The organism is Frondihabitans sucicola (assembly GCF_030296615.1).
GTDB lineage: Bacteria > Actinomycetota > Actinomycetes > Actinomycetales > Microbacteriaceae > Frondihabitans > Frondihabitans sucicola.
The window spans coordinates 2,746,705-2,773,246 of sequence record NZ_AP027732.1; the positions used below are offsets into that span (position 1 = coordinate 2,746,705).

The 26,542-nt window shown below is 69.3% G+C and carries 24 protein-coding genes, 5 pseudogenes and 1 riboswitch; of the genes and pseudogenes, 20 read left to right on the forward strand and 9 right to left on the reverse strand.

Annotation, left to right across the window (positions count from 1 at the left end; genetic code table 11):
* The first annotated feature begins 17 nt into the window (after positions 1–17).
* Positions 18–120: riboswitch (TPP riboswitch) on the forward strand.
* The 8 genes and pseudogenes from thiM to QUE79_RS14200 all read left to right on the forward strand — a co-directional run bounded on the left by thiM (position 112) and on the right by QUE79_RS14200 (position 9,043).
* Positions 112–960 (forward strand): hydroxyethylthiazole kinase, encoded by an 849-nt coding sequence (thiM, locus tag QUE79_RS14165; protein ID WP_286343664.1) that lies wholly within the window; start codon positions 112–114, stop codon positions 958–960. Its footprint overlaps the riboswitch before it by 9 nt.
* Positions 960–1,259, forward strand: a pseudogene (locus tag QUE79_RS14170) (thiamine phosphate synthase); the annotation flags it as partial. The gene thiM and the pseudogene QUE79_RS14170, both read left to right, overlap by 1 nt.
* Before the next feature lie 101 nt (positions 1,260–1,360).
* Positions 1,361–1,618 (forward strand): thiamine phosphate synthase, encoded by a 258-nt coding sequence (locus QUE79_RS14175; RefSeq protein ID WP_286346728.1) that lies wholly within the window; start codon positions 1,361–1,363, stop codon positions 1,616–1,618.
* A pseudogene (gene thiD / locus QUE79_RS14180) lies at positions 1,615–2,429 on the forward strand (bifunctional hydroxymethylpyrimidine kinase/phosphomethylpyrimidine kinase). Before QUE79_RS14175 ends, thiD begins: the two are co-directional and overlap by 4 nt.
* The gene (locus QUE79_RS14185; RefSeq protein ID WP_286343665.1) at positions 2,426–3,121 is read left to right on the forward strand and encodes a TenA family protein; all 696 of its coding nucleotides are present in this window, start codon (positions 2,426–2,428) and stop codon (positions 3,119–3,121) included. The pseudogene thiD and the gene QUE79_RS14185 overlap by 4 nt, the downstream one beginning before the upstream one ends.
* A gap of 53 nt (positions 3,122–3,174) precedes the next feature.
* Positions 3,175–6,444 (forward strand): ATP-binding protein, encoded by a 3,270-nt coding sequence (locus tag QUE79_RS14190; RefSeq protein ID WP_286343666.1) that lies wholly within the window; start codon positions 3,175–3,177, stop codon positions 6,442–6,444.
* A gap of 174 nt (positions 6,445–6,618) precedes the next feature.
* Positions 6,619–8,660: pseudogene (locus QUE79_RS14195) on the forward strand (acyl-CoA dehydrogenase family protein).
* 17 nt (positions 8,661–8,677) lie between these two features.
* The gene (locus QUE79_RS14200; protein WP_286343667.1) at positions 8,678–9,043 is read left to right on the forward strand and encodes a DoxX family protein; all 366 of its coding nucleotides are present in this window, start codon (positions 8,678–8,680) and stop codon (positions 9,041–9,043) included.
* 69 nt (positions 9,044–9,112) lie between these two features.
* On the opposite strand, the pseudogene QUE79_RS14205 reads toward QUE79_RS14200, so the two are convergent.
* Both QUE79_RS14205 and QUE79_RS14210 read right to left on the reverse strand, forming a co-directional pair.
* Positions 9,113–9,927 (reverse strand): annotated as a pseudogene (locus tag QUE79_RS14205) (ABC transporter permease).
* Positions 9,924–10,916 carry an ATP-binding cassette domain-containing protein gene (locus QUE79_RS14210; RefSeq protein WP_286343668.1) on the reverse strand — a complete coding sequence of 331 codons (993 nt, stop codon included), beginning with the start codon at positions 10,914–10,916 and terminating at the stop codon, positions 9,924–9,926. Before QUE79_RS14210 ends, QUE79_RS14205 begins: the two are co-directional and overlap by 4 nt.
* 130 nt (positions 10,917–11,046) lie before the next feature.
* Here QUE79_RS14210 and QUE79_RS14215 point away from each other — a divergent pair, with 130 nt between their 5' ends.
* Positions 11,047–11,679 carry a LysE family translocator gene (locus tag QUE79_RS14215; protein ID WP_286343669.1) on the forward strand — a complete coding sequence of 211 codons (633 nt, stop codon included), beginning with the start codon at positions 11,047–11,049 and terminating at the stop codon, positions 11,677–11,679.
* Between the two features lie 185 nt (positions 11,680–11,864).
* Here QUE79_RS14215 and QUE79_RS26340 read toward each other — a convergent pair whose 3' ends face one another.
* The 4 genes from QUE79_RS26340 to QUE79_RS14230 are packed head-to-tail and all read right to left on the reverse strand — an operon-like array spanning position 11,865 to position 14,982.
* A complete protein-coding gene (locus QUE79_RS26340; RefSeq protein ID WP_491018491.1) occupies positions 11,865–12,512 on the reverse strand; it encodes an aldo/keto reductase in 648 nt (215 codons plus the stop codon).
* Positions 12,449–13,933, reverse strand: coding sequence for a Gfo/Idh/MocA family protein (locus tag QUE79_RS14220; protein WP_491018481.1), 1,485 nt, complete (start codon positions 13,931–13,933; stop codon positions 12,449–12,451). The genes QUE79_RS26340 and QUE79_RS14220 overlap by 64 nt, the downstream gene beginning before the upstream one ends.
* Positions 13,934–13,978: 45 nt before the next feature.
* Positions 13,979–14,425, reverse strand: a complete 447-nt coding sequence (locus QUE79_RS14225) for a substrate-binding domain-containing protein (RefSeq protein WP_286343670.1) — start codon at positions 14,423–14,425, stop codon at positions 13,979–13,981.
* A complete protein-coding gene (locus QUE79_RS14230) occupies positions 14,422–14,982 on the reverse strand; it encodes a LacI family DNA-binding transcriptional regulator (protein WP_286343671.1) in 561 nt (186 codons plus the stop codon). Before QUE79_RS14230 ends, QUE79_RS14225 begins: the two co-directional genes overlap by 4 nt.
* Positions 14,983–15,513: 531 nt before the next feature.
* On the opposite strand from QUE79_RS14230, the gene QUE79_RS25625 reads away from it, so the two are divergent.
* The 5 genes from QUE79_RS25625 to QUE79_RS14255 all read left to right on the forward strand — a co-directional run bounded on the left by QUE79_RS25625 (position 15,514) and on the right by QUE79_RS14255 (position 19,691).
* Positions 15,514–16,224, forward strand: a complete 711-nt coding sequence (locus QUE79_RS25625; RefSeq protein ID WP_350271549.1) for an extracellular solute-binding protein — start codon at positions 15,514–15,516, stop codon at positions 16,222–16,224.
* Positions 16,179–16,412, forward strand: coding sequence for a hypothetical protein (locus tag QUE79_RS14240; RefSeq protein WP_286343673.1), 234 nt, complete (start codon positions 16,179–16,181; stop codon positions 16,410–16,412). The genes QUE79_RS25625 and QUE79_RS14240 overlap by 46 nt, the downstream gene beginning before the upstream one ends.
* Positions 16,409–17,389: a carbohydrate ABC transporter permease gene (locus QUE79_RS14245; RefSeq protein WP_286343674.1), complete on the forward strand. Its 981-nt coding sequence runs from the start codon at positions 16,409–16,411 to the stop codon at positions 17,387–17,389. Before QUE79_RS14240 ends, QUE79_RS14245 begins: the two co-directional genes overlap by 4 nt.
* Positions 17,376–18,281 (forward strand): carbohydrate ABC transporter permease, encoded by a 906-nt coding sequence (locus tag QUE79_RS14250; RefSeq protein WP_286343675.1) that lies wholly within the window; start codon positions 17,376–17,378, stop codon positions 18,279–18,281. Before QUE79_RS14245 ends, QUE79_RS14250 begins: the two co-directional genes overlap by 14 nt.
* A gap of 219 nt (positions 18,282–18,500) precedes the next feature.
* On the forward strand, positions 18,501–19,691 hold the full coding sequence (locus QUE79_RS14255; RefSeq protein WP_286343676.1) for a serine hydrolase domain-containing protein: 1,191 nt from the start codon (positions 18,501–18,503) through the stop codon (positions 19,689–19,691).
* A gap of 21 nt (positions 19,692–19,712) precedes the next feature.
* On the opposite strand, the gene QUE79_RS14260 is transcribed toward QUE79_RS14255, so the two are convergent.
* From QUE79_RS14260 to QUE79_RS14270, 3 genes and pseudogenes are all read right to left on the reverse strand, one after another.
* On the reverse strand, positions 19,713–20,462 hold the full coding sequence (locus QUE79_RS14260) for a hypothetical protein (RefSeq protein ID WP_286346868.1): 750 nt from the start codon (positions 20,460–20,462) through the stop codon (positions 19,713–19,715).
* A 17-nt stretch (positions 20,463–20,479) separates the two neighbouring features.
* Positions 20,480–20,860 carry an aldo/keto reductase gene (locus tag QUE79_RS14265; protein WP_286346729.1) on the reverse strand — a complete coding sequence of 127 codons (381 nt, stop codon included), beginning with the start codon at positions 20,858–20,860 and terminating at the stop codon, positions 20,480–20,482.
* A 106-nt stretch (positions 20,861–20,966) separates the two neighbouring features.
* Positions 20,967–21,464: pseudogene (locus QUE79_RS14270) on the reverse strand (aldo/keto reductase); the annotation flags it as partial.
* Between the two features lie 34 nt (positions 21,465–21,498).
* Between QUE79_RS14270 and QUE79_RS14275 the strand changes: the two are divergent.
* From QUE79_RS14275 to QUE79_RS14300, 6 genes are all read left to right on the forward strand, one after another.
* Positions 21,499–22,074: a TetR/AcrR family transcriptional regulator gene (locus QUE79_RS14275; RefSeq protein ID WP_286343677.1), complete on the forward strand. Its 576-nt coding sequence runs from the start codon at positions 21,499–21,501 to the stop codon at positions 22,072–22,074.
* A 167-nt stretch (positions 22,075–22,241) separates the two neighbouring features.
* Positions 22,242–22,733: a beta-class carbonic anhydrase gene (locus tag QUE79_RS14280; RefSeq protein WP_286343678.1), complete on the forward strand. Its 492-nt coding sequence runs from the start codon at positions 22,242–22,244 to the stop codon at positions 22,731–22,733.
* The gene (gene cysK / locus QUE79_RS14285) at positions 22,730–23,668 is read left to right on the forward strand and encodes a cysteine synthase A (protein WP_286343679.1); all 939 of its coding nucleotides are present in this window, start codon (positions 22,730–22,732) and stop codon (positions 23,666–23,668) included. Before QUE79_RS14280 ends, cysK begins: the two co-directional genes overlap by 4 nt.
* 201 nt (positions 23,669–23,869) lie before the next feature.
* Positions 23,870–24,811 (forward strand): MetQ/NlpA family ABC transporter substrate-binding protein, encoded by a 942-nt coding sequence (locus QUE79_RS14290; RefSeq protein ID WP_286343680.1) that lies wholly within the window; start codon positions 23,870–23,872, stop codon positions 24,809–24,811.
* A complete protein-coding gene (locus QUE79_RS14295; RefSeq protein WP_434011004.1) occupies positions 24,808–25,866 on the forward strand; it encodes a methionine ABC transporter ATP-binding protein in 1,059 nt (352 codons plus the stop codon). The genes QUE79_RS14290 and QUE79_RS14295 overlap by 4 nt, the downstream gene beginning before the upstream one ends.
* Positions 25,866–26,525, forward strand: a complete 660-nt coding sequence (locus QUE79_RS14300; protein WP_286343681.1) for a methionine ABC transporter permease — start codon at positions 25,866–25,868, stop codon at positions 26,523–26,525. The genes QUE79_RS14295 and QUE79_RS14300 overlap by 1 nt, the downstream gene beginning before the upstream one ends.
* Positions 26,526–26,542: the final 17 nt, after the last annotated feature.

Consider the following 26,542-nt stretch of genomic DNA (forward strand, 5'->3'; position numbering starts at 1 on the left):
CGGCCTTCGCTAGGCTGCCAGACGACGCGGGGTGCCGATGACATCGAGCCACCGGCTGAGAACACACCCGTCGAACCTGATCTAGCTCGTACTAGCGAAGGGACGTCACCTGTGCACAACAGCGCTCTGACTCCACCTGTCCCCCTGCCCACCGCCTCGGCGCTCGCCGAGATCCTCGACCGGGTGCGCTCTCGCAGCCCGCTCGTCCAGTGCCTGACGAACATCGTGGTCGCGCCCTGGACGGCGAACGTGCTGCTCGCCGCGGGCGCCGCGCCCGCCATGGTCGACAATCCGCACGAGGCGGCGTCGTTCGCGGCCGTCGCCGACGGGATCCTGGTCAATCTCGGCACGCCGACGGAGGAGACAGCGCGCGCAATGCGCCTGACCGTCGCGGAGGCGGCGGAGAGCTCGACGCCCTGGGTCCTCGACCCGGTCGCCGCGGGTGGTCTGGCGTGGCGCACCGCGCTCGCGTTCGACCTCCTGGAGCGGAACGCGCCGGCGATCGTCCGGGGCAACGCCTCGGAGATCCTTGCGCTCTCGGGCGGGCGCGGCGGGCGCGGAGTCGATTCCTCCGACTCCCCCGAAGCGGCCCTGCCCGCGGCTCTCGATCTCGCCCGGCGGTCGGGGACCGTCGTCGCCGTCAGCGGCCCGGTCGACCACCTCACCGGGGGTGGTTCCGTCGTGCGGATCGCGAACGGTCACCCCGTCATGACCCGCGTGACCGGTGTCGGCTGCGCGCTCGGAGCGCTCATGGCGGCTACCAGCGGCGTGACGGAGGACGCGCTCCTCGCCTCAGCAGCAGCGACCGCGATTCTGACGGTGTCGGCGGATCGCGCCGCTCGAACCAGTGCTCTCCCCGGGTCGTTCGCCGTGGCCCTGCTCGACGAACTCGCGCTTCTCACGCCGGAGGGCCTCGAGGCCGAGGTGGCACTCTCTGCCGCGGCCGGGGCGAGCGCCTGATGGCACGCGCGTTCGACCTGTCCCTGTACCTCGTCACCGACACGCGCCTGTGCGGCGAGTTCGGGGTGGAGGCGACCGTCGAGGCGGCGGTGGCGGCTGGTGTCACCCTCGTGCAGCTCCGGGATCGTGCTGCCACCGACCGCGAGCTGGTCCGGCTCGGGCGCCGGGTGGCGGCCGTGCTCCGCGGCACGGGTGTCCCCCTCCTCGTCAACGACCGCGTCGATCTCGTCCGCGCGATCGGTGCGGCCGGCGCGCATGTCGGGCAGGGCGATCTCGGCGTCGCCGAGGCGCGTCGGCTGCTCGGTCCGGGAGCCCTCCTCGGGCTGTCGGCCCAGACCTCGGAGCACGTCGCCTCGGTGGTGGCCGAGCACGGGGGACGGGCGCCCTCGACTATCTCGGCATCGGCCCCGTCTGGGCGCAGAAGACGAAGCCGGACGCCGCTGACCCGTGCGGGCCGGAGGCGCTCGCGCAGATGGTCGCCGCGAGTCCCTGGCCCTGCGTGGCGATCGGCGGCGTCGATGCCGGGCGTCTGGCGATGGTTCGCGCGACCGGCGCGGCCGGTGCCGCGGTCGTGAGCGCGATCTGCGGCCGGGACGACGTCGAAGCCGCCACGCGACTGCTGGTCCGGTCCTGGCGCGGGACGAGGGCGATCGCGTGAACCCGATCCCCAACCTCCTCACGATCGCCGGCAGCGACCCGTCGGGAGGCGCCGGCCTCCAGGCCGATCTCAAGACGTTCAGCGCCCTCGGCGCCTTCGGCCTGTCCGTCGCGACGTCGCTGACCGCTCAGAACACGCTGGGAGTCGCCGGCGTGCATCCGGTGCCGGACGACTTCGTGCGTCTCCAGCTCGTCACGCTGCTCGACGACATCCGGATCGACGCGGTCAAGATCGGCATGCTCGGAACCGCTCGCGCTGTGCGCGCGGTCGGGGCCCTCCTCCCCCGCATGGGCGAGGTCCCGATCGTGCTCGACCCGGTGATGGTCGCGACGAGCGGACACCGCCTCCTCGACGAGGACGCCGTCCGCGCCCTGCGCGAGATCCTCCCGCTCGTGTCGATGATCACCCCCAACGTCGCCGAGGCCGGCGCGCTGCTCGCTGCTCCGCAGGCGACCACCGTCATCGAGATGGAGGAACAGGCGCACCGTCTCGTGGAGTCGGGCTGTCGCCGCGTGCTCGTGAAGGGGGCCACCTCGACGGCGATCGGAGCGTCGACGTGCTCGTGGGCCCCGAGGGCACCAGGCGATTCGACGGGCCCCGGATCGCCACCGCGAACACGCACGGGACCGGCTGCTCGCTCTCGTCGGCCATCGCGGCGAACCGCGCGGCCGGCTCGACGTGGCCGGACGCCGTCGCAGCGGCGAAGTCGTGGCTCTCCGAGGCGCTGCGCACCTCCGACCGGCTCGACGTCGGTGCGGGACACGGTCCGGTCAACCACTTCCACGCCCTCTGGCAGGAGGCCTCGTCGTGAGCACGACCGTGACGACCGGCGGGATCACAGCCGACCTGTGGGCGGCGACCAGCACGATCCGGGCGGCGATCGACGATCTTCCGTTCCTGCGAGAGCTCGAAGCGGGCACCCTCGATCCTGCGCTGTTCCGAGGCTATCTCGCGCAGGACGCGCTCTATCTCGAGGGCTACGCGCGGGTCCTGACCGCGGCTGCGACCCTCGCTCCGACGGCGGACGACTCGCGGTTCTGGGCCCGTCAGGCTCTCGGCACCCTCGAGGTCGAGCGCCGGCTGCACCAGTGGCACCGCGAATCGCATTCGCAGGATCACGAGGTGGTCGCGCTCCGGGCTCCTGACGCGTCGCCCACCTGCACGGCCTACACGTCGTACCTCCTGTCGCTGGTGGCGGTCGGGTCGTACGCCGAGCTCGTCGCCGGGATCCTGCCCTGCTTCTGGGTCTACGACGACGTCGGCAGCCGCCTTCTGGCCAGAGTCGGCGTCACGTCCGGTCACCCCTTCGGCGATTGGATCGACACGTACGGCGACGCCGCGTTCTCGGCGGCCACCCGCGACGCTCGAGAGGTCGTCGACCGAGCAGGTCGCGCTGCCGGTGCCGACGGCAGGACGAGGATGCTGACGGCGTTCGCGGCTGCCGTGCGCTACGAGTGGATGTTCTGGGACGCCGCCTGGCGGGATGAGCGGTGGCCGATCTGAACGATATATCTGCGTTGTATCGCTGGCTGCTGCCGGGGCGCTAGACTCGGCGGGTGTCCACCCTCGTCGGCCTCCCGGTGCGCGTCGCCGTCCTCGGTCCCGTGCTCGTTCTGGGTGCGGCAGGGAACACCCTCGTCGAACCGCCGAGTGCTCGCGGCAAGGCGCTCGTGGCCACGCTGACGCTGGCCGGCGGCGAGAGCGTGTCCGTTCCGCGGCTCATCGACGACCTCTGGGGAGACACTCCGCCGCGCGCAGGCAAGGCCGCGCTGCAGACGCTGATCTCCCGGCTGCGTCAGACCTGCGCCGACGACGTGATCGTGTCGACTGCGGGCGGGTACGCGCTCGGGAACGCGCGGGCGTCCGACCTCGCCCTGGCATCGAGTGCCCTGTTCGACGCTCGCCGCGCCGCCGGAGACGACGCGGCCACCGCCGAGCGGGTCGCCTCCGACGCTCTTCAGCTCTGGCGAGGTGAACCGGGCGCCGATCTGGCAGGCACGGAGCCTGCGACCGAGCTCGCCGGCTCGGCGGAGCGGCTCCGCGCCGATCTGCTGCGCGTTCGCGCGCTGGCGCGCTTCGACACGGGCGATTTCGCGGGGACCCTGGCCGACCTCGACTCGCTGTCGGGGGTCGCCCTCCGCGACGACGACCTGATCGCCCTCCGCCTGCGCGCGCTCGACGGTTCCGGTCGCCGAACCGAGGCCCTCCGCGTGTTCGCGGAGTTCCGCGAACGGCTGGCCGACGAGCTGGGAGCCGACCCGTCGCCCGAGCTCGTGCGCCTCCACACCGAACTGCTGCAGGATCCGGCACCCCGCGCCACCGCCACGCGGCTCACGATCGGTCTCCGCCAGGCTCCGAACGCGCTCATCGGACGGGACGGCGACATCGCCCGCGTCGAAGCGCTCCTCGGCGAGTCCCGACTGGTCACGATTCTCGGCGCGGGCGGCCTGGGCAAGACCCGACTCGCCCAGGAGGTCGGCCGCCGAGCGGCCGCCACCACGCCGGGCGTCGTCGTCGTCGAGCTGGCCGGCGTCCGCGCCGAGGAGGACGTCGCGCTGGCCCTCGCCACGACGCTGGGGATCCGCGAGGCGAAGGTCGGGCGCCTGCGTCTCACCGACCCGGCCGTGCGCGTGGACGTGCGCGAGCTGATCCTGGGCGCCCTCGCCGAACGTCCGACCCTGCTCGTCGTCGACAACTGCGAACACGTCATCGGGGCGGCCGCCACCTGGGTGGCCGACATCCTCGCGTCGACCACCTCGGTGCGCGTGCTGGCCACCAGTCGTGCGCCGCTCTCCATCGGGGCCGAACGAGTGCACCCGCTCCAGCCGCTGGGCAGCGCGGCGGGCGGCTTCGGCGACGACGACGCGGCCGTTCGGCTGTTCCACGAGCGGGCGCGCGCGGCCCGGCCGGGTGTCGTCCTGCCCGGTGAGGCGGTCGCCCGACTGTGCCGGCGGCTGGACGGTCTCCCGCTCGCGATCGAACTCGCTGCCGCGCGCATCCGCTCCATGTCGGTCGACGAGATCGAACGTCGACTCGGCAATCGATTCGCTCTGCTGACCGGCGGGGACCGATCGGCACCGGAACGCCACCGCACTCTGACCGCGGTCATCGACTGGAGCTGGAACCTCCTCGGCGTCGGCGAGCAGACGCTGCTGCGCCGCCTGTCGAGTTTCCCGGACGGCTTCAGCGCGGCAGCGGCCCAGGCCGTCGGAGGCGACTCGGACGACGACGTGACCGACGCCCTCGACGGCCTGGTCACGCAGTCCCTCGTGGCCGTGACCGAGGACGCGCCCTCCGGTGCCCTCCGCTATCGCATGCTCGAAACGGTCCGCGAGTTCGGCGACCGGGAGCTGGTTCTCGCCGACGAGGTCGAGTTGGTCCGAGACGGGATGTTCCGCTGGGCCGAGACGTTCTGCGGCACGACGATGGAGCGTCTCGACGGGTCCCAGCAGCTCGACGCCTTCGCGGCGATGGCCCTCGAACAGGACAATCTCGCGACCGTTCTCCGCCGCGCCCTCGACGAGCAGCGGGCCGACACCTGCGTCACCGTCTTCGCGACGCTGGGCTACTTCTGGTCCCTCCGCGGCAACCAGTCCGACGTGGCGTCGTTCGGCAGTGTGGTCCTGGCCGTGTCCCGACGCTACGAACCGGATGAGGCGCACACGCCGGCGACCGCGCTCACGTTCGCGCTGGCGGGCAGCATCGGCCTGTTCAGCGATCGCCGGGTCGGCTACGTCGCGATCGCCCGCCTCAGGAAGATCCGGGCCGGCGCGGTGATCCTGCCGGAGCGCCTGCGCGCGATGGTCGACATCCTCCTCGCCGCGATCCGGGGAATGGACGCCATGGGCGAGCTCCTTCCGCGCTTCGCGGGATCCCCGGATCCCGTGATCGCGGAGATCGGACTGATCCTGGGGGCGCAGACGTTCGAGAACCGGGGTCGCGTCGCCCGGGCGATCGCCGACACGGAGTCCGCCTATGCCAGCGCCGTCGAGCACGGGCACGTCTGGGCTGCGGCCACTGCGGCGAGCTTCCTGACCCAGCTGTACGCCCAGTCGGGCGATCCCGAGGCCGCCCTCGTCTGGGCGATTCGAGGCCGAGACGGGCTCGAGGCCATCGGCGCCCGATCCGACCTCCAAGAACTCGGCCGCCGGACGGCGGCCGCCGAGGTCTCGCTCGGCCGTTTCGACAGCGCCCGGGCGATCTTCGACGACATCCTCACCGGCGAGGAGGACATCCAGGGGCCCGACCGGGAGGACATCCGCCTGATCGCGAGCACGGGGCTGGCCGAGATCGCACACCGGGAGGGTCGCGGCGCCGAGTCGCTGGCCGGGTACGACGCGGCCGTCGCCGACCTCTGGCAGTCGCCGGGTGGCTGGGACCGGCGCCGGTGGCCGCAGTTGATCCTCTCGAGCGCGGCGGCGCTGGCCGCGCACGCGACCCGCGAGACGGTCGCCTCGACGCCGGCCGAGGTCGACGCACTGGCCACCTCCTCCGCGTGCGCATCATCGCGATGCAACGACTTCGGACGGGGTTCGACGACACACCCGTCACCGGGGCGGGAGCCTTCGCCCTCGGCACCTGGCTGCTCTGGCCCGCTCGCCCGGCACCCGAAGACATCCGTCTCGTCGGGCTCCGTCTCGTGTCCCTGGCGACCGCGCTCAATCCCCGCCAGGAATTCGGATCGCTCGAGACCGAGCCGCTGCTGGCCACCCTCGACGCGCGGTTCGGCAGCGTCGCCTTTCGGGCCGCCAGGGACGAAGCCGAGAACGCCAGCCCGGAGGAGGCCCTCGAGAGGGTGTGCGCGCTGCTCACCGACCGGCGGCTGAGGCGTCCGTTCGACGTCGACTAGCCGGTCTTTGACGATATCGACAACGCCGCCGACGAATCGGGCGGCGGACGTGGTGGTTGGTCCACGACCGATTTCAGGCGGCGCACGCGCAGTCGTACCGTGAGGAGCTCCACCCCGTTCTCGTTCGCACCACCGGAAAGAATCAGCGCTGATGACCCGTCTCGAGGGCTCCACGTCCACCCGCCCCACGTCGTCCCACGACACCGCGTCGTCCCACGACACCGCGCCGGCCGTCGCCGAGCGCATCGATGTAGCCTGGCTCGGCGAACACCTCCTCGGCCGCTGGGCAGACGCCCGACGCCACTCGCGCGACCTGATGCGCGACGACGCCTTCCACCGGCAGGCCGATCTGAGCCTGCCCGAGCAGCGCGAGCGCGTCTTCGGGCAGCTCGGTCTGCTGCTCGATCGGGGCGCGGTTCTGCGCGCCTTCCCGAGCCACCTCGGCGGTCACGACGACCACGGGGGCAACGTCGCCGCGTTCGAAGAGATCGTCACCGCCGACCCGTCCCTCCAGATCAAGGCCGGCGTGCAGTGGGGGCTGTTCGGATCGGCCGTCCTGCACCTCGGCACCGAGTACCACCACGACACCTTCCTGCCGGGGATCATGAGCCTCGAGGTGCCGGGGGCCTTCGCCATGACCGAGACCGGGCACGGCTCCGACGTGGCCTCCATCGGAACGACCGCGACCTACGATCCGGCCACAGAGGAGTTCGTCATCTCGACACCCTTCCGCGCCGCCTGGAAGGACTACCTGGGCAACGCGGCGGTGCACGGCCGCGCCGCCGTGGTCTTCGCCCAGCTGTTCACCCTCGGCGTCGGCCAGGGGTGCACGCGTTCTACGTGCCGATCCGTGACGACGACGGGTTCCTTCCCGGCGTCGGCGGCGAAGACGACGGCCTCAAGGGCGGGCTGAACGGGATCGACAACGGTCGGCTTCACTTCGACGGGGTCCGGATCCCGCGGACCAACCTGCTCAACCGGTACGGCGACGTCGCGGCCGACGGCACCTACTCGTCGCCGATCGCGAGCAAGGGGCGTCGCTTCTTCACGATGATCGGCACCCTCGTGCAGGGGCGCGTGTCCCTCGACGGCTCCGCGGTCGTCGCGTCCAAGCTGGCTCTGAAGATCGCCATCACCTACGGCTCGCAGCGCCGCCAGTTCACCGCAGCCGACCCGAAGCGCGAAGAAGTGATCCTCGACTATCAGCGTCACCAGCGCCGGCTCCTGCCCCGCCTGGCGACGACCTACGCCATGTCGTTCGCGCACGAGACCCTCCTCGCCGCGTTCGACGGCGTCTTCTCGGGTTCGCACGACACCGACGCGGACCGGCAGGATCTCGAGACCCTCGCGGCCGGCTTCAAGGCCCTGAGCACCTGGGCGGCGCTCGACATCCTGCAGGAGTCCCGTGAGGCGTGCGGCGGCGCCGGCTTCCTGGCCGAGAACCGCCTGACGCAGCTCCGCGCCGACCTCGACGTCTACGCCACCTTCGAGGGCGACAACACCGTTCTGCTGCAACTCGTCGCGAAGCGACTCCTCGGCGACTACTCGAAGAAGTTCAAGGGCGCGGACGCCCGAACCGTCGCGGGTCTGGTCGCCGGACAGGTCGGACAGGCCTCGGTCGATCGATCGGGGCTCCGCCGGCTCGCGCAGACCGTCACCGACCTCGGTTCCACCGGACGAGCCGTCGGGCACGTCCGGGACGAGGAGACCCAGCGCACGCTGCTCACCGGCCGGGTCGAGACCATGGTCGCCGAGATCGCGTCCCGGCTTCGCCCCGCGGCTCACGCCTCGGCCGAGGACGCGGCCGCGCTGTTCGACGCGAACCAGAACGACCTGATCGAGGCCGCGCGCGCTCACGCCGAACTGCTGCAGTGGGAGGCGTTCACCGCAGCCCTGGCCGGTGTCCCGGACGCGCCGACGCGTCGGGTGCTCACCTGGTTGCGAGACCTCTTCGGCCTGACCCTCATCGAGAAGCAGCTCGCCTGGTACCTCATCCACGGGCGGCTCTCGGGGCAGCGCGCCGTCGCCATCACCGACTACATCGACGATCGCCTGCTGCCTCGGCTCCGCCCTCACGCGCTCGACCTCGTCGAGTCGTTCGGATTCGCGCCAGAACACGTGCGCGCGCCGATCGCGTCCGGTGCCGAGCAGCAGCGGCAGGAGGAGGCCGCTGCGGCTCGCACAGCCCGGTAGCGCCCTAGGATTCAGGCATGACGACCGTCCTCTGGATCCTGAACATCGTTCTCGCCGTCGCGTTCCTGGCGTCCGGCATCATGAAGGCCACGCAGCCGACCGATGCCCTGGTCGGACGCGGCCTGACCTGGGCGGCCGGGTTCCAGCCGAAGACCGTCAAGGGCATCGGCGTCGTCGAGATCGTCGGAGCGGTGGGCCTGATCCTGCCTCGCCTGACCGGCGTCGCCACGGCGCTGACTCCGCTCGCCGCGGTCGGCCTCTTCGTGACGATGATCTTCGCGATCGTGCTGCACCAGCGCCGCCGCGAGTCGTACACGCCGGCGCTGGTGCTGGCGATCCTGTCGGCCGTGAGCGCCGTGCTGGGATTCATCCTGCTCTTCTGACAGCGCGAAACCCTCGCGGCGAACGTGGTGCTCTCGTCCGCGGACGAGAGCACCACGTCACTCGCGAGGCTAGGCCTTGCGCATGTAGGCGCGAACCGTCAGCGGCGCGAAGATCGCGACGACGACCGCGGCGCCGAGCAGGGCCAGCCACACGTCCGACGTCCACGCCCCGGTGTTGGCCAGGGCCCGGACCCCCGAGACGATGTGCGAGACCGGGTTGACGTCGGCGAACCAGGCCAGCCACGAGGGCAGGCTCTTCGTCGGGACGAAGGCGTTCGAGAGGAACGTCAGCGGGAACAGGATGATGAACGAGATGCCCTGCACGCTCGAGGCACTGCGCGCGACGACCCCGAAGAAGGCGAAGATCCAGCTGAGCGACCACGCGCAGACGATGACGAGCAGGCCTGACACGACCACGAAGCCGAAACCGCCGCCCGGCCGCCAGCCGAGGATGACGCCCATCACCAGGGTGAGCGTGGTCGCGATGGCGTAGCGGATCGTGTCGGCGAGGAGTGCGCCGGCAAGCGGTGCGATCCGTGCGATCGGCAGCGACTTGAATCGGTCGAACACCCCTTGTCCATGTCCTCCCGGAGCTGCACGCCGGTCGTGACCGACCCCGTGATCACCGTCTGGACCAGGATGCCGGGGATGATGACGGGCAGATAGCTCGAGACGCTCCCGGCGATCGCGCCGCCGAAGAGGTAGGTGAACATCAGGGTGAACAGGATCGGCTGGATCGTCACGTCGATCAGCTGCTCCGGAGTGCGACGCACCTTGAGCAGACCTCGGTAGGCCATGGTGAAGGAGTGACGGATCGTCTGCCCGAGGGTGACGTGATTCTTCAGCCGGCGGGTGCTGCCCGCGGCGATGGTTGCGGTGCTCATGCCGAGACCGTCTCTTTCTGTGCGGTGGACGAGGAGTCGGTGTCGACGCCGTGTCCGGTGAGGGTGAGGAAGACCTCGTCGAGCGTCGGCTTCTGGACGCTCATCTCGGTCAGGCGGATACCCGCCTCGCGGAAGGTGATCAGCAGGTCGGTCACCTTGTCGGGGTTGGTCATCGGCGCCGTGATCCTGCCCGCCTCCGGGGAGAGGGCCGCCTCGACGCCCAGGACGTCCTGGATGGCGCGCCGGGCATCCTGCGCGTCGCTCGCATCGGCGAGTCGCAGTTGGAGGGACGACTCCCCCACCGACGCCTTGAGCTCGTCGGCGGTCCCCTCCGCGACGACCCGGCCGGAATCGATGACGGCGACGCGGTCGGCCAGCTGGTCGGCCTCTTCGAGGTACTGGGTGGTCAACAGGACGGTCGAGCCGGACGAGACGAGGCGCCGGATGGTGTCCCACATCTGCGACCGCGTGCGCGGGTCGAGGCCCGTGGTCGGCTCGTCGAGGAAGATCAGCGGCGGCTGCGCGATGAGGCTCGCGGCCAGGTCGAGCCTGCGCCGCATGCCGCCGGAGAACTTCGACAGCGGACGCTTGGCCGCCTCGGTGAGGCCGAACTCCTCGAGGAGCTCGGTGCTCTTTCGCCGCGCGTCGGACCGGGAGAGCCCGAGGAGGCGGGAGAAGATGACGAGGTTCTCGGTCGCCGACAGCTTCTCGTCGACCGACGCGAACTGCGCGGTGACGCCGATCAGCTGGCGGACGACCTGCGCCTCCTTGACGACGTCGTGGCCGAAGACGCGGGCCTCGCCGCCGTCAGGACGCATCAGCGTGGCCAGCATGCTGATGACGGTCGACTTGCCTGCGCCGTTCGGCCCGAGAACCCCGTAGACGGTGCCGGCCCGGACGTTCAGGTCGACACCGTCCACGGCCCGGTTCTCGCCGAAGACCTTGACAAGCCCGTGGGCCTCGACGGCCCAGTCGCTCGAGGTGCTCATGATTTCCTTTCGAAGGTGAGTGACGCACTTGCGGTGCGTGAGATGATCCTGCGGCCGGGCGCTTACACGGCGCTCACGCGGCGCTTACCGGCGCTGTCGCGAGGCAGCGTCGACGTCCTAGGGTTGGCTCGTGCCCCCGCTGACCAACACTCTCGCCTTCGCGCTCGCCGCCTTCGCGATCATCATCATCCCGGGACCGAGCGTGCTCTTCGTGATCGGGCGTTCGATCTCGCTCGGCCGCCGTGGCGGGCTGCTCAGCGTGCTCGGCAACGAGCTCGGCGGGATCCCGCTCATCACGGCGGTGGCCCTCGGCGTCGGAACGATCGTGTCCGAGTCGATCCTGATCTTCTCGATCGTGAAGATCGCGGGCGCCGCCTACCTGGCCTACCTGGGGATCCAGACGATCCGGCACCGGAACGAGGGAACAGCCGTCGCGGCGCCCGCCCCCGCGACCTCGCGACGGATCGTGCTGCAGGGATTCCTGGTCGGGATCACGAACCCCAAGACCATCGTCTTCTTCGTCGCCGTGCTGCCGCAGTTCGTCAGCTACGACCGGGGCATGATCCCGGTGCAGATGCTCGTCCTCGGGCTCGTCTTCACGGTCGTCGCCTTCGCATCGGACGGCACCTGGGCCCTGATCGCCGGGACCGCGCGCACGTGGTTCGCGACGTCGCCGCGTCGCCTCGGTCGAATGAAGGGCATCGGTGGCGGCATGATGATCGGGCTCAGCGGCGTGCTCCTGCTCACGGGCAACAAGCGCTAGTCCGGCAGGATCACGCTCGGTCGCGAGAGCGAGACCCCGCGGGTCGGACGACGAGGGCCACGGCTGCGACAGCAACGGCGAGGCGGCGCCGCCCGCTCGCCGGCCGGAACGCCGTCGCCGGAGGCCGCCGTCTCGAGGTCCCGCCGTCGCCCGTCGTGCCCCGTGGGTCGAAGCGGAGCGGCGTTTTAGTCGCGCAGATCGAGCCAGCGCACCTGCTCGGGGGTGAGATCGATCGAAAGACCGGCCATCGAGGTCCTGGTCTCTTCGAGGCTGCGGGGCCCGAAGAGCGCGAAGGTCGGGAAGGACTGCGCCAGCACGTAGGCGAGAGCGACCGCCGTCGGCGCGACGCCGAGCGAGGAGGCGAGCGAACGCGCTCGATCGAGACGCTCGAAGTTGTCGTCGCTGTAGTAGCAGCGGACCAGCTCGGCGTCGGACAGGTCGGCGGGATCGGCTCGGACGAAGAAGCCTCGCGCCTGGGACGACCACGGCAGCAGCGCCGTGCCGGTGCGCTCGAGCCACTCGCGGTCGGCCGGTGCGGTGACGTGCTCGCAGCCGGCCCACGGCACGTCGAGCGCCCGGGCGAGCCCGAAGTGGTCGCTCAGCGCCGAGAACGCCTGCTTGCCGTTGGCGGCCGCGTAGTCGAGCGCCTCCTGGTAGCGCGCGATGGTCCAGTTCGACCCGCCGAAAGCGCGGATGCGGCCGGCGCGCGCGTGCTCGTCGAGGACGTCGACGAACTCGCCGACCGGGATGGCCGGGTTGTCGCGGTGCATCAGATACAGGTCGAGGTGGTCGGTCTGCAGGCGGTCGAGGGTCTCGCCGAGCTGCCGCGTGATCGACTCGGGATCGCAGTGCGGGGTGTGCGCTCCTTGCCGATGACGACGACGTCGTCGCGGAGACCGCGGTTCGCGATCCAGCGGCCGAGCAGTCGCTCCATCAGGCCGTTGCCGTAGATGTACCCGGTGTCGAACGTGTTGCCGCCGAGTTCGGTGAAGTGGTCGAACATCGCCGTCGCGTGGCCGATGGTCAGCTGGTTGTCGCAGCCCAGCACGAGTCGAGAGACCCGCTTGTCGATCCCGGTGATCGTGCCGTACTTCATGATCGAGTCGCCGCGCACCTTCAGCGGTCGGCCGTCGGCCGTCGGGACGAAGGCGGTCTCGACCTCGAACGGGTAGCGCAGACCGATCGCCTCGCGCCAGCGGTCGAGCACGGCCGCGTTGCCGAGGCTGTCGGCCCAGGTGATCTGCGGGCTCTGACCGGCTCGGACGTTGTGGGCGACCGCGTCGCCTTCGAGACCCCACTGGCGATCCGGCTCGATGTGGATCGTGCGGCCCGGCTCCCCCACGACGTCGACGTCGATGTCGGATCCGTCGGTCTCGCTCGGCACCCACGGGTCGCGGAGCACGAGTCGGCCCTTCGAACCGATCACGGTGACGGTGTTGTCATCTTGCAGGCGGATGCCGGTCCGCACGTTCGCGGTGACGCCGGAGGCGAAGACGAGCGACGCTGCGGCCCAGTCGTCCACTCCCTGCGCGCTGAGGGTCCCCTCGGCCGTCAGTGACACGGGCTCGGCGAACGCGGTGCCGGAGGCGAAGCTCCGGCCCTCTGCGATCCCGGCGACGAGTCGCGCGATCGACACGGGGTAGCCACCGACGTCGAGGATGCCGCCGCCCGCGAGCTGCGGGTCGGCGAGGCGGTGGTCGGGAGCGGGATCGGACGCGAAGGCGAACGATGCGTCGATGTGCTGGATCCGTCCGATGGTCTCGGACTCGAGAAGCTCGGCGAACCGGGCGATCTGCGGGTGGAAGCGGTACATGTAGCCCTCGGCGAGGTAGACGCCGGCCTCGCGCGCGGCCTCGACGAGCCGCATCACTCCGGCGTGATCGATCGACAGCGGCTTCTCGCAGACGACGTGCTTGCCGGCCTCGATGGCGAGCATGGCGAGCCGGACGTGTTCGGTGTGCACGGTCGCGATGTAGACGGCGTCGATCCCAGGATCGGCGAACAGTTCGTCGTACGAGTCGTAGACGACAGCGGGCGCCCCTTCCGGCGAGAACTCGTTCGCGAAGGCTTCGCCCCGTTCGCGCGAGCGGCTCGCCACCGCCGCCAGGCTGCCGACCTCGCTGGTGAGGAGCTGGCCGCCGAACCGGCGAGCGATGCTGCCCGGCCCCGCGATGCCCCAGCGGAGCGTGTCGACGAGCACCGTGCCGGTGGTCGTGGTGGAAGTGTTGACTGCGTCTTTGCCGTGAACGTTCACGAAGACAACGCTAGCGCCTTGGTACCGGCTCGATCAACCCCTGCGTCAGGCCGATTCGCGCAGGAGCAGCGTGTGGCTGACCACGCGGTGCACGGATGGGCCGCTCGTCGGCAGCGCTCCGGTCTGCATGCCGGTCGCCAGCTCGACCGCGATCCTCCCCACCGCGGCGATGTCGAGGTCGAGGCTCGACAGCTCGGGCGTGCTCACGACGCCCATCGCCAGCCCGTCGATCCCGAGCACGGCGCAGCGCCCCGGCACGTCGAGCCCGGCCTTCTGAGCGGCCTTCATGACCGCGAACGCGCGCAGGTCGTTGAAGGTGATCAGCGCGTCGACGTCGGGTGCGAGCTCGAGGGCTTCGGCGATGGCCTCCGTCGTGCGCTCGCCCTTGGCGCCCTCGAACACCACCAGCGGGTCGAGGCCGCGAAGCCCCATCGCAGCCACGTAGGCGCTCGTCCGGGCGGACGGCGTCAGCGGCTCCGCCGCGTCGATCATGACGATCCGTCGGCGCCCGCTGGCGAGAAGGTGGTCGACGGCGGCGACCAGGCCCGGCCCGAAGTCGATCTCGACCACCCCGCGCTGCCCGGGCTCGGCTGATCCTCGAGCTGGACGACCGGGAGGTCGCCGAAGACGTCGTCGAAGTCGACCGCGGGGATGCGCAGGTAGCCGATGATCGCGTCGACCTGAGCGGCGAGATCGCGCAGGAAGCGAACCGGATTGCTCGAATCGTGCGAGCCGTCCGTGACGAGCACGTTCCAGCCCGCCCTGGACGCCGCCTCGACGACGCCGTCGGCCAGCTCGGGGAAGTACGGGTTGGTCAGCCCCTCGATCACGAGGCCGAGGGTGGGACGGTGCCCGACGACGAGGCCGCGCCCGAATCTGCTCGGCCGGTAGTGGAGTTCTTTCGCGGCCTGGAGCACGCGCTCCCGGGTGGTGGAACTGATGCCCACCATGTCGTTCATGGCCCGCGTCACCGTCTGTCGAGACACCCCGGCGACACGGGCGACATCGATGACCGTAGGTCGTTTCGCTCGGTCGCGCTCAGCCTTCATGTCCGCACTGTAGCAACCGGTCGGCGCGAGAGTCGTCGTTGACACCGACGGAAATCGCATGACAGAGTGCAGCCACCGTGATCGTTCACGCACTTTCCGCACAGGGGCGGAAATTCTCAATGAAGAGAGTGGTGGAAACATGGAACAACTGTCTCGACGTGCCTTCTTGGCGGGTTCTGCGGGCGTCGGCGGAGCGGCGGTGGCTCTCGGCCTCGCCGGCTGCGCACCGTCGGCATCGATCTCGTCCGATCCGAAGGTCTTGACGCTGTGGTCCTGGCCGAGAGCCGTCAGCACGAAGCTGCTGAAGACGGCCGGCAACCACATACCGGGTTCGACGCGCCGAATACGAAGCGACCTCATCGGCGGCAACTTCGACGTGAAGCTGCGCACCAGCATGGCCGGGCGCGCCTTCATCCCGGACGTCACGGCCCTCAACTCGAACGTCTCGTCGTACTTCCCGATCGAGGACCAGTTCCTCGACCTGAACGACCTGGGAGCGCAGGATCACAAGGCGGATTACCTCGGCTGGAAGTGGTCCCTCGGGGTCACGCCCACCGATCGGCTCTGCTTCTGGCCGATGGACACGGCGCCCATGGCCTTCTGGTTCCGGCGCGACGTGTTCGCGAAGGCCGGGCTGGCCAGCGATCCCGACGAGGTCTCTGCCACGATCTCGAGTTGGGACCACTGGCTCGAGGCCGGCGCGCAACTGAAGAAGAACGCGCAGGCGTCCATCATCGCCAATTCCAACGTCGCCTTCACAGCCGTCCTGGCCTGCAGCGTCGAGCGGTACTTCTCCCCCGAGGGCAAGGCGCTCTACCAGCGGGACGGGTCCGCGGTTCGCAAGGCCTGGGACATCGCGGTCAAGGCGTCGACGACGGGGATCACGGCGAAAGCGCTCACGGATTCCGAGAAGAACTCCTCGTACAACAACGGCAAGACGCCGGCGAACCTCGAGGAAGCTGGTGGTCGTCGACCCTCAAGGCCATCGCACCCGACGACCCGGGCAAGTGGGGCGCCGCGAAGGTGCCTGGCGGCTACGGCAACAACGGCGGCTCGTTCCTCGCGCTTCCGAAGTCGACCAAGAACCCCCAGGCGGCCTTCGAGTTCCTGACCTGGCTGACGTCCGCCCAGAACCAGGTCACCTCCTACACGGAGCTGCAGATCTTCCCGTCGACGCCTGCGTCGTTCGATTCCCCGTGCTCGCAGCCCGCGATCCGTACTTCGCCAAGCAGGACACCCTGACCCTCTTCTCCGATGCCGCCGCGAAGGTTCCGAAGTCGTTCTTCAGCCCCTACGAGAGCTACGTCTCGACCGGTCTTCTTTCGGAGCTCTACAACGTCGAGACCCAGGGCAAGCACCCGGACAAGGCGTGGGACGACGCGATGGCCCAGGCCACGCGCCAGCTGAACAAGAAGGGAATCGACGCATGACCGTCGCAACCGAACGAGTCGAGGTGCGCCCGCCGGCCACCGGAGATCCTGCGCCGCGCAAGAAGGGGTCCGCGCTCTCGCGGTTCTGGCCCCAGTACCTGGCCATTTCGCCGTTCTATCTCCTGTTCGCCGTCTTCGGGCTCTTCCCCATCCTGTTCTCGTTGTTCATCTCGTTCCACGACTGGGACGGCGTCGGCAAGATGACCTGGGTCGGACTCAGCCAGTACGTCTACCTGGTGGGCGACCCGCGGTTCTGGAACGCCGTCGGCAACACCTTCATCATCTGGTTCCTCTCGACGGTGCCCATGCTCTTCCTCGCCCTTCTGCTGGCGTTCACGCTGCATCAGAACATCCGGTTCAAGGGCCTCTACCGAGTCGCGTTCTTCCTGCCCAACGTGACGTCGATGGTCGCCATGGCGATCGTGTTCGGCTCGGTCTTCTCCGACAGCTTCGGTCTCGTCAACTCCGCCCTGACGGCGCTCCACCTCGACTCGGTCCCGTGGCTGACGTCGGACTGGGGCATCAAGGTGACCATCTCCGTGATGGTGATCTGGCGCTGGACCGGCTACAACGCGATCATCTTCCTGGCCGGGCTGCAGGCCATCTCCGAAGACGTCTACGACGCCGCGAAGGTCGACGGCGCTCCCGCGTGGCGGATCTTCTCGCAGATCACGATGCCTCTGCTCCGCCCCGTCATCCTCTTCGCCGTCATCACCTCGACCATCGGCGGCCTCGGGCTCTTCACCGAGCCTCAGGTGCTCCTCGGCGACGCCGGTGGTCCCAACGAGGCGGGCATGACGATGGTGCTCTACCAGTACAACCAGGCCTTCACCAACTTCGACTTCGGCTACGGATCGGCGATCGGCTGGGCTCTGTTCATCATCTCGGGGGTGTTCGCCATCATCAACTGGCGACTCATCAGCGAACGCAACGAGAACGGCCGTTTCTCGATGAGGAGGACCCGTGTTCACCACTGAACCCGCAAAGACCGTCTTTCAGCCGCCGCGCCGCTCCGGCGTCGTCAAGTCGTCGGAGCATCCGCGGGCGAAGAAGGTGGTGGGGATCGTGGTGACGCAGGTCGTCGTGATCCTGGGAGTTCTGCTCTCGATCTTTCCCTTCTACTGGCTCGTGGTCATGTCGACCAACACGACCGCGGCGATCTTCGGGTTTCCGCCGACGCTGACCTTCGGCTCGCACCTGTTCGCGAACATCGCCAACGTGTTCGCCAACATCGACCTCCTCCGCGCGCTGCTGAACACTCTGATCGTGTCGCTGGCCTGTGCGGTCCTGGTCATGTTCTTCGACTCGCTGGCGGCGTTCACCTTCGCCAAGTACAAATTTCCGCTGCAGAAGCCGCTGTTCGCTCTCCTGCTCGTCACGTTCATGATCCCGGCCCAGCTCTCGCTGGTTCCGAACTTCGTGATCATGGCGCACCTCGGCTGGGTCGGGTCGCTGCAGGCGCTCATCGTGCCGGGGGCGGCCAACGCGTTCGGGATCTTCCTCCTCCGGCAGCTCGCCACCGGCGCGATCCCCGACGAGCTGATCGAGTCGGCCCGGATGGACGGCGCCGGGTTCTTCCGCACCTACTGGACGGTCGCGATCCCGCTGCTGCGGGGTGGTCTGGCGTTCCTCGGCATCTTCACCTTCATCGGCGCCTGGAACGACTACGTCTGGCCGCTCATCGTGCTGGTCAACCCGCAGCAGCAGACACTCCAGGTCGCCCTGTCACAGCTCAACTCCGTCTACGGCACCGACTACGGCATGGTCATGGCCGGCGCGTTGATGAGTGTGCTGCCGCTGATCGGCGTGTTCCTCATCGGCTCGCGGCACTTCATCGCCAACATCGCGGCCGGTGCGGTGAAGGGGTGAGCAGTGCCGGGAGGCGCGTGCGTAGGGTGGGTGCGTGATCGATTCAGCGCAGACGCTTCCGCTCAGCACGCCGACCGATTCGGGGCTCGACGCCTCGGGCATCGATGCGTTCGTGACCGCCCTCGAGACGACGGCCGATGTCGAGCCCCACAGTCTCATGATCCTGCGCCACGGGCGGATCGCTGCGGAGGGTGGTGGGCGCCCTACGCTCCGGAGCGCGTGCACCTGCTGTACTCGCTCAGCAAGAGCTTCACGTCGACCGCCGTCGGGTTCGCCGTGTCCGAGGGATTGCTCGGGCTCGACGACACGATCATCAGTCACTTCCCGGAACTCGACGACGACATCACCGACGAGAGGAGTCGACGGATCCGCGTGCGGCACCTCCTCGCGATGGCGAGCGGCCACCGCGAGGAGACCGTGGCTCGCGCCTACACGATCGATCCGGTCGATCTCGTGCGCGGCTTCCTGTCGATCCCGCCGGACGAAGAGCCGGGAACCCTGTTCTGTTACAACCAGCCCTGCACCTTCACCCTGGGCGCGATCGTGCAGCGGGCCTCCGGGCAGTCGCTGACCGACTACCTGCGGCCCCGGTTGTTCGACCCGCTCGGCATCGGAGAGGTGGGCTGGCAGCGGGATCGCTCGGGTCGTCAGCTGGGGTTCACCGGATTCCACGCGCCGACCTCGGCGGTGGCGAAGCTCGGCCAGCTCTACCTTCAGAAGGGTGTCTGGGCCGGTGAGCAGCTGCTGCCCTCCGGCTGGGTCGACGAGGCGACGGTGCCGCACATCGACAACTCGTCGTGGGAGAACCCGGACTGGCAGCAGGGCTACGGATTCCAGTTCTGGATCGCCCGGCACGGGTACCGGGGTGACGGCGCGTACGGGCAATTCTGCGTCGTCCTGCCCGAGCACGACATGGTGATCGCCATGACCGGCCAGAGCATCGACATGCAGGCCGTGCTCGACGCCGCGTGGACGCACCTCCTGCCCGCGGTGGACCGCACCGGCGAGACGGGCTCCGACGCCGCGCTCGCCAGCAGGCTCCGGGGTCTCGGGCTTCCGCCCCTGCCTGCGCCGTCCGCCGGCGTGTTCGCGGGGTCGTTCTCGGCGGCCCGAGGAAACGACGTCCCGTCGCTGACCGAAGCGACCCTGTCCGTCGACGGCGAGAGCTGGAGCCTTCGGCTCGTCGAGGGCGATGACACGCTGACGGTGCCCGTCGGGCAGGGCGAGTGGGCTGTGAGCGACGCGTTCGCGGTCTCGGGCGGGGAAGGCCGCGTCGACCTCGTCTTCCTCGAGACCCCACACCGCCTGCACCTGACCTTCGACGCCGACGAGCGGTCCTTCGTCTCGCGCTGGGCGACCGCTCCGCTCGAGGGAGGGCCGCTGGCGGCGCTCCGCATGCCGCGCGACTGATTCGCTGCGGATCGCACGGGATCAGACGGGCGGCGCCGCCAACTCGCGGAGCCGGTTGCCGTCGAGGGCCTCTCGCATGCGGGCGACCGCGTCGGCGCCGACGAGCGCCGTGACGTCAGGGTCGCCGAGGCGCTCCTCGAACAGCGCCACCAGCGGCAGGTACTTCTTCGCCTGTCGCTGGGCGAAGGCCGAGTCGGCGTGGTGCAGCGACAGCGCGTTGTCGGCGAAGTCGACGAACTTGGCGACGAGCACCGGGGCCGACCGGATCGCCTCGCCGACGTGCTCGACGTACGCGCGGTTCTTCGCCGCGCGGGAGAGCTCGTCGTCGAGCAGCGGATTGGAGAGCCCCAGGACGGTCTCGGCGACCGCCGCACCGAACCGCTCGCGGAGGAATCCGAGGGCCGTTTCGCGAGCCTGCTCCTCGGTGGCCGCAGGACGGTCCGCGAGGACGGCGGCCATCTCGAGAGCGCCGTCCTCGACGGTGTCGTGCAGGATCACCGCGAGCAGGGTGCCCGGATCGGCCACCCCGTAGCGGAGGGCGCGCAGGGTGTTCCGCAGCGGATGTTCGATGTAGTGGACGAGCGGCATCCCGCCCCGCTGCTTGCGCGTCTGATCCCGGTGCACGTACGAGGCGACGTCGATGGCTTCGCCGAAGGCCGCGCGGTCGAGCTCGAGGTCGTCGACGGCTCTCAGGATCGCCGATCGCAGCAGCGACGCCTCCATCTCTTTGAGCGGAAGGTCGGCGATCGCTCGTGCTGCGGGGTTCGTCATTCCCCCACTCTGCCCGTTCAGTCGGCCTGGTGCGCGGCGCCGCCGCCGAACATGCCGCTGACGCTCCGGCTCGGGACGGAGTCGAGGCGGGCCAGTGTCTCGGCGTCGAGGACGATTCGTCCGGCTGCGACGTTGGCCTCCAGGTGGGCAGGATCCGCGGTCCCGGGGATGAGCAGGACGTTCGGCGAGTGCGCCAGCAGCCAGGCCAGACCGATCTGCGACGGAGTGGCGTCGAGTTCTGCCGCGACGTCTTGCACGATCGCCTCGTCGGTGACCTTCGGAAGCCCGTCGAAGGCGCTCCCGAGCGGGAAGTAGGGCACCCAGGCGAGACCTTCCGCCTCGCTCAGCCGCAGGAGTTCCTCGTCGTCGCGGAAGGCGAGGTTGTAGGCGTTCTGCACGCCGACGATGCCCGCCGGCAGAGCGCGGCGGAGCGTTTCGAGAGAGGCTGCTGACGCCGATCGCCCCGATCTTGCCTTCGTCGCGGAGAGCGGTCATGACGGCGAGCTGGTCGTCGATGTCGACGATCTGATCGCCGACGGCCTGGACGCCGAGTGGGGTGTCGAGCCGGCGGAGATTGACGATCGGGATGCTTTCCGTCCCCAGGGAGCGCAGATTGTCCTCCACGCTGGCGCGGAGTTGCTCCGGTCGCTGGGCGGACGTGAGCGGAACGGGGCCGTCGGGATCCGGATCGGCGCCCACCTTGCTCACGATCACGGCGTCGGGCACGTCGGCCAGAGCTTCGCGAAGGACGCCGTTGACGAAACCGTTGCCGTAGAACTCGGCTGTGTCGAAGTGGTTCACGCCGAGCTCGACGGCTCGACGGACCAGCGCGAGCGCTGCCGGGCGGTCGTCACGAAGACGTTCGAGCTGCATGGCGCCGAAGCCGACGCGCTCGACGGTGTGGCCGGCGAAGAGCCCGGTCGTCGAAGGTGGGGTCATTGTGACTGCTCCCTGTGTCAGAATGGGAAAGCGGAGGATCCTCCGTTCTGAAGACCGTAGCATTAACGGAGGTACCTCCGGTTTGGAGTCCGCGGAAGTGTCCCCCGACACTGCAGCATCGGCGAAGCCGCTGAGAGCCGACGCGCAGCGTAACCGCGACACCCTCGTGGCAGTCGCCCGGGCTGCTTTCGCCGGGCCCGACCCGACTGTCGCGCTCGAGGCCATCGCCCGCGAGGCCGGGCTAGGAATCGGCACTCTCTATCGCCACTTCCCCACTCGCGAATCGCTCGTCGAAGCCGTCTACGCGGCCGAGCTCGACGACATCACCGAGAGCGTCGCCGTTCTGCTCGGTCAGCATCCCCCGGTCGTGGCCCTTCGCGCCTGGATGGATCGCTACGCGGGGTTCGTCACCGCCAAGCGCGGCATGCTCGACACTCTGCGTGCGGGCTGGGCATCGGGCCGGATTGCCAGCCCGACGACGCGAACGCGGGTCACGGCCAGCATCGGCGCCCTGCTCGACGCCGGCGTCCGCTCCGGAGACTTCCGTGCGGGGGTCGATCCCGACGACGTGACCGCCCTGCTGCTCGGGATCTACTACTCCTCGTCGCGCGGAGTCGATACATCTCAGACCGGGCGGCTCCTCGACTTCGTCGTCGACGGCTTGCGTGCCTGAGTCCGTCCCCGCGCCGTCTTCGCCGGTCGTTTCGCCGCCGGGTCGGTGCGCTCTGCCGCCTGCTCGCGCGACGACGACGTATTTCGTCACGCGGGGCCGGTGCGAAGGTTCGCGGGCCAGGCTGTGCCCACCACAACCCGTGTTACACCCGAACCTGGAGTAAGCGAATGTCAGTCACCGACGATCTGCTGAAGAACAACGAGGCCTACGCGGCCACGTTCGAAGGGCCTCTCCCGCTCCCGCCGTCGAAGCGCGTGGCCGTGGTGGCGTGTATGGACGCACGCCTGGACGTCTACCGCATCCTCGGTCTGAACGAGGGCGAAGCCCACGTCATCCGGAACGCAGGCGGTGTCATCACCGAGGACGAGATCCGCTCCCTCGCCATCAGCCAGCGCCTTCTCGGCACACAGGAGATCATCTTGATCCACCACACCGACTGCGGCATGGTCACCTTCACCGACGACGCGTTCAAGCAATCCATTCAGGACGACACGGGACTCCGCCCCGCCTGGGCGGCCGAAGCGTTCCCGGATGCCGACGCCGATGTCACGCAGTCGATCCACCGGATAAAGTCGAACCCGTTCATCCCCCTGAAAGACAACGTCCGCGGCTTCGTCTTCGACGTCGCGACCGGCAAACTGAACGAGGTGGCCGCATGACCGGCACGATCTACGACGACATCACCGAGGCCTTCGGCAAGACGCCTCTGGTCCGACTCAATCGCGTGGCCGAGGGGCTCGGCGCGACCGTCCTGGCGAAGCTCGAGTTCTACAACCCGTCCGCAAGCGTGAAGGACCGCCTCGGCGTCGCCATCGTCGACGCCGCCGAGGCCGCCGGCGTGCTGAAGCCCGGCGGCACCATCGTGGAGGGCACCAGCGGCAACACCGGCATCGCCCTCGCCGCGGTCGGAGCCGCCCGCGGCTACAAGGTGATCCTGACCATGCCCGAGACGATGAGCAACGAGCGCAAGCTGCTCCTGCGCGCCTACGGCGCCGAACTGGTGCTGACGCCCGGCCCGGCCGGCATGAAGGGGGCGGTCGACGAAGCGGCTCGAATCGTGGAGGCGACGCCCGGTGCCGTTGCGGCTCTGCAGTTCGAGAACGAGGCGAACCCGGCGATCCACTACAAGACCACGGGTCCCGAGGTCTGGAACGACACCGACGGCGCCGTCGACATCTTCGTGTCGGGCATCGGCACCGGCGGCACGATCACCGGCACCGGCCGTTACCTCAAAGAGCAGAAGCCGGAGGTGAAGGTCGTCGGTGTCGAGCCGGCCGAATCGCCGATCCTCAACGGCGGTGCTCCCGGCCCGCACAAGATCGCGGGTATCGGTGCGAACTTCGTGCCGGCGATCCTCGACCGCGAGATCTACGACGAGATCATCGACGTCGACATCGCCACCTCGGTCAGGGTCGCTCGGCGACTCGCCACCGAGGAGGGCATCCTGGCCGGAATCTCGTCGGGTGCGACCGTCCACGCCGCCCTCGAACTCGCGGGCCGCCCCGAGAACGCCGGCAAGACGATCGTCGTCATCGTGGCGAGCTACGGCGAGCGGTACCTCTCGACGGTGCTCTACGAGGACCTCGTCGGCTGACCCCCTTCCTCACCCGGCGGGCCCCGAGTGTCGCTGCCGCGACGCTCGGGGCCCGCTTCGTCGTGCCGAGGGTCGTCCTGCTTCCGCGTCAGGTAACGCGGAGAAATGCTTTTCGACTCAGCGGCCGCGGACTGTCAGGCTCTTCGTTCGTGGCCAACGCGCCGCACACAGCTCCCCCTGCCGATCCACGAAAGAGGCACCATGTCCAGCAGCGCACCGCAGCTCCCCCAGCGAGCGAAACGAGGCCCCGGCCTCCTGATCGGCATCATCGCCGCCATCGTCGTGATCGCGATCGTCGTCGTGATCTTGGTCGTCTCGAACCGGGGCTCCTCGTCCGCCGCAGCCGCCAAGACCGTGTCCATCGGCGTCGCCGACAAGGCCGAGCCGTACTGGAAGACCTACACGAAGCTCGCCAAGGACAAGCTCGGCGTCACCATCAAGCTGGTCAACTTCACCGATTACAGCCTGCCCAACCCGGCTCTGAGTCAGGGCCAGACCGACCTGAACGAGTTCCAGCACATCCAGTACCTGGCCAACTACAACGTCACGAACAGCGATGACCTGCAGCCGATCGGCGCCACCGCGGTCTACCCGCTCCCGCTCTACTCGACGAAGTACGACGACGCGTCGAAGATCCCCAGTGGTGCGAAGGTCGCGATCCCGAACGACGCCGTGAACGAAGCCCGCGGTCTGCTGATCCTGCAGTCGGCGAAGCTCATCACCCTGAAGGGCGGCGGCAACGCCTTCTCGACGGCCGCCGACATCGAGACCCACTCGGTCGACGTGACTCCGATCGACGCCTCCCAGACCGCGGGCGCCCTCAAAGCTGGTTCGGTCGCCGCTGCGATCGTCAACCAGAACTACGCGACCACCGGAGGCCTGTCGAAGTCGGACGCCATCTTCAAGGACGACCCGTCGTCGGCCAGCGCCGCGCCGTACGTGAACGTCTTCGTCGCCAAGAAGAAGGACGACGACAACGCCCTCTACCTGAAGCTCGCGAAGCTCTACCACACCGCCAGCGTCGAGAAGGGCGTCCAGGCCGCCAACGCCGGAACCGCCGTCTTCCGCTCCACCTCGGCCGCCGACCTCCAGAAGGAGCTCGCGCAGGTCGAGAAGGACGCCAAGGCTGCTGCCGCCAAGTGACGAGCAGCATCAGCGCGCCACACGCCGCCGGGCCGCCCCTGGTGAGGCTGGAGCGCGTCTCGAAGTCGTACACGACACCCGCGGGCACGCGAGTCGCCGTCGACGACGTCAGCCTCGAGGTCCGCGAGGGCGAGATCCTCGGCGTCATCGGCTACTCCGGTGCCGGCAAATCGACGCTCGTGCGCCTGATCAACGCCCTCGAGCTGCCGACGTCGGGGAAGGTGTTCGTCGGGGACGACGAGCTGACGGCGCTTCCCGAGAGCCGCCTCCGCCAGGTGCGGCAGGGCATCGGGATGATCTTCCAGCAGTTCAACCTGTTCCGTTCGCGCACCGTGGCCGGCAACGTGGCGTTCCCGCTCCGCGTCGCCGGCCTCGGCCGCGCCGAGCGGGACGCCCGCACGGCGGAGATCCTCGACTTCGTCGGCCTCCTCGATCGCGCCTACAGCTACCCCGAGCAGCTCTCGGGCGGGCAGAAGCAGCGCGTCGGCATCGCGCGGGCCCTCGCGACGAACCCGAGGATCCTGCTCGCCGACGAAGCGACGAGTGCGCTCGACCCCGAGACGACCGCGGACGTGCTCGCGCTCCTGCGCCGCATCAACCGCGACCTCGGCGTGACGGTGGTCGTGATCACCCACGAGATGGACGCGATCCGCGCCATCGCCGATCGCGTCGTCGTCATGGACGAGGGGCGGGTCGTCGAGCAGGGGGACGTGTACGACGTCTTCTCCGCACCGTCCACGGCCGCTGCGGCGAAGTTCGTGCGGTCGGTGCTGCAGGATCGCCCCTCCGCCGAGACGCTGGCTCGCCTTCGGCAGAATCACCCGGGCAGGATCGCGACGATCCAGGTCGCCGAGATCAAGAACTTCATCGGCGTGGTCACGACGATCTTCCTGGAAGCCGGTGTCGACGCGGAGCTCGTGTTCGGCGGGATCAGCGAACTGCAGGAGCGCGCGATCGGCGCGCTGACCTATGAGCTCTCGGGGCCGGACGAGCGGATCGACGCCGCCCTCGCCGCCCTCACCGAGCATTCCCTGACCTGGAACGAGGAGAGCTGATGGACTTCTTCCTCTCCAACACCGACGTCTTCGTGACGGCGATCTGGCAGACGCTCTTCATGGTCTTCGCCTCGTTGATCGTGGCGGGGCTCCTCGGCCTCGCGCTGGGGATCGCGCTCTACGTCTATCGGCCCGGGAATCTGCTGGGCAACCGCGGCGTCTTCACCGTGCTCAACGTGGTCGTGAACATCGTGCGCCCGATCCCGTTCGTCATCTTCAGCACCGCGATCTTCCCGCTCACCCGCGCGGTGATCGGCACGACCATCGGTCCGCAGGCGGCGGCGTTCGCCCTGTCGCTCGCGGCCGCGTTCGCGGTGTCGCGCATCGTCGAGCAGAGCCTCGTCGGGATCGAGCCGGGTGTGATCGAAGCGGCTCGAGCCGTCGGAGCCGGACCGGGCCGCATCATCTTCACGGTGCTGATCCCCGAGGGTCTCGGCCCCTTGATCCTGGGCTACTCGTTCATCTTCGTGGGGATCGTCGACATGTCCGCGCAGGCGGGTTTGAACGGCGGTGGCGGCCTCGGCGACTTCGCGATCACCTACGGCTCGCAGCGCAGCAACTGGGTCGTCGTGTGGATCACGGTCGCAGCCATCGTCGTGCTGGTGCAGCTCGGCCAGTTCGTCGGCAACCACCTCGCGCGGCGCGCGCTCAGGCGGTAGGGGCGCGAAGCGCGGGC

Excerpts from the sequence above, each read along its gene's own strand:
- QUE79_RS14200 (WP_286343667.1), top strand. The coding sequence starts at position 8,678 with ATGACGACCGTCCTCTGGATCCTGAACATCGTTCTCGCCGTCGCGTTC.
- QUE79_RS14210 (WP_286343668.1), bottom strand. The coding sequence starts at position 10,916 with ATGAGCACCTCGAGCGACTGGGCCGTCGAGGCCCACGGGCTTGTCAAG.
- QUE79_RS14225 (WP_286343670.1), bottom strand. The coding sequence starts at position 14,425 with ATGATCGACGCGGCGGAGCCGCTGACGCCGTCCGCCCGGACGAGCGCC.
- QUE79_RS14230 (WP_286343671.1), bottom strand. The coding sequence starts at position 14,982 with ATGAAGGCTGAGCGCGACCGAGCGAAACGACCTACGGTCATCGATGTC.
- QUE79_RS14245 (WP_286343674.1), top strand. The coding sequence starts at position 16,409 with ATGACCGTCGCAACCGAACGAGTCGAGGTGCGCCCGCCGGCCACCGGA.
- QUE79_RS14260 (WP_286346868.1), bottom strand. The coding sequence starts at position 20,462 with ATGACGAACCCCGCAGCACGAGCGATCGCCGACCTTCCGCTCAAAGAG.
- QUE79_RS14280 (WP_286343678.1), top strand. The coding sequence starts at position 22,242 with ATGTCAGTCACCGACGATCTGCTGAAGAACAACGAGGCCTACGCGGCC.
- cysK (WP_286343679.1), top strand. The coding sequence starts at position 22,730 with ATGACCGGCACGATCTACGACGACATCACCGAGGCCTTCGGCAAGACG.
- QUE79_RS14290 (WP_286343680.1), top strand. The coding sequence starts at position 23,870 with ATGTCCAGCAGCGCACCGCAGCTCCCCCAGCGAGCGAAACGAGGCCCC.
- QUE79_RS14300 (WP_286343681.1), top strand. The coding sequence starts at position 25,866 with ATGGACTTCTTCCTCTCCAACACCGACGTCTTCGTGACGGCGATCTGG.